The sequence below is a fragment of the Streptomyces sp. SID10853 genome (assembly GCF_010548145.1).
In the GTDB taxonomy this organism is placed as follows: domain Bacteria; phylum Actinomycetota; class Actinomycetes; order Streptomycetales; family Streptomycetaceae; genus Streptomyces.
In genome coordinates this window covers 1-1,139 of sequence record NZ_JAAGLN010000492.1, presented here as the reverse complement: position 1 = coordinate 1,139, position 1,139 = coordinate 1, and the positions used below count along the sequence as shown (strand labels likewise).

2 protein-coding genes are annotated in these 1,139 nt (G+C 73.9%); both read right to left on the bottom strand.

All coding sequences use genetic code 11. From position 1 onward, the window contains the following. Position 1: 1 nt before the first annotated feature. Entirely contained in the window at positions 2-634 is a 633-nt protein-coding gene (locus G3I19_RS36570) for a VTT domain-containing protein (protein WP_164267956.1), read from the bottom strand. Continuing rightward, positions 631-1,139: MBL fold metallo-hydrolase (locus tag G3I19_RS36565; protein ID WP_164267955.1), on the bottom strand; the 509-nt coding region annotated here is incomplete at its 5' end. The genes G3I19_RS36565 and G3I19_RS36570, both read right to left, overlap by 4 nt.

Genomic DNA, 1,139 nt, shown 5'->3' with positions numbered 1-1,139 from the left:
CTCAGCGCGGCGCCGGTGAGCCGCCGCGCGCCCTGAGCCTGCGCCAGGCGGCGGGCGCCCCGCTCACCAGCAGGGTGAGCGCCACCGCCACGACCACACCCTTCCAGGGCTCGTCGAAGAGCGAACCGCCGAGGATGCCGATGAGCTGGTACGCGGCCGCCCAGGCGAGGCACGCGGGGATGTCGCCGCGGGCGAACCCGCGCAGCGGCATCTCACCGAGCAGACAGGCCAGCATCACCGGAATCCGCCCGGCCGGGACCAGCCGGGACAGGACGAGCACCGACTTGCTGTGCCGGTCGAGCTGGTTCTGCGACTTCGCGAGCCTGGCCTGCGGGACCCGCTTGCGCAGCGCCTCCAGCCAGCGCGAACCGTTCCTGGAGTGCACACCGCGCCGGCCGAGCCAGTACAGCGCCATGTCCCCCAGGAACGCGGCGAACGAGGCCACGGCGAACACGAAGAGCAGCGACAGCGGATCGGTCTGGTGCAAGGCGACCACGGCCGCGGAACTCACCAGCGCGCCCGTGGGCACCACCGGCACCAGGGACCCCAGGGCCACCAGCAGGAAGAGCGACGGATAACCGACGGCCTGCTGGGTCGACTCCGGAGGCACCTGGCTCACCAGCTCGGATATCACCCGGCCACCTCCGGCCGCACCAGTTCACCGTGTGCGAGCCGGTACACGGAGACCTCGGGGGCCAGCAGCGCGGCCTGCCGTACGAACTCGTCGCCCGGCGTGTGGAATTCGTGCGGGCGCACCCCGTCCATCCCCACCGGCCAGTACGTGCCGTAGTGCACCGGGACCGCCGAACGCGGCCGCAGGACGGCCAGCGCCTCCGCGGCCCGCCGGGCGTCCAGATGCTCCTGCCCGAGGAAGGGGCCCCAGCCGCCGACGGGGAGCAGCGCCACATCGACCTCGCCCACGGCCTCGGCCATCGTGTCGAACAGCCCGGTGTCCCCGGCGAAGTAGGTCCGCGCCTCACCGCTGACGACGAAGCCGAGCGCGGGCGCGCGCTGCGGGCCGAAGGGCAGCCGGCGGCCGTCGTGGCGTGCGGGCACCGCGCGGACGACCAGATCCGCGACCCGCACCTCGTCACCGGCGCCGACCTCGGTGATGTCGAGCCCGAGCCGCCGCAGCCCCG